Origin of the sequence: Bacillus sp. SIMBA_005 (assembly GCF_046535585.1) — a bacterium.
Lineage (GTDB): Bacteria > Bacillota > Bacilli > Bacillales > Bacillaceae > Bacillus > Bacillus pumilus.
Genome location: NZ_JAWRWI010001215.1, coordinates 1 through 234 on the forward strand (window position 1 = coordinate 1; position 234 = coordinate 234).

1 protein-coding gene is annotated in these 234 nt (G+C 59.4%); it reads left to right on the top strand.

All coding sequences use genetic code 11. The features are described 5' to 3' along the window. The coding region (locus SB660_RS23925; RefSeq protein ID WP_410585106.1) for an ABC transporter permease at window positions 1-234 on the top strand (234 nt) is incomplete at both ends.

The window sequence follows — 234 nt, forward strand, 5'->3', positions numbered from 1 at the left end:
ATTTGCTGGCGGCAGGTTCCAACGAAGATGTGGCGCGCTATTCCGGTATCTCGGTCAAGAAGGTGCGCACTATTGCTTATATGGTGCAAGGGTTGTGCGTGGCTGTTGCGGTGCTGCTTTATGTACCGCGTCTCGGCTCCACCTCGGCCCAGACCGGCATGATGTGGGAACTGCATGCCATTACCGCTGTCGTCGTCGGCGGTACGCTGATGCGCGGTGGCGTGGGCCGTATCT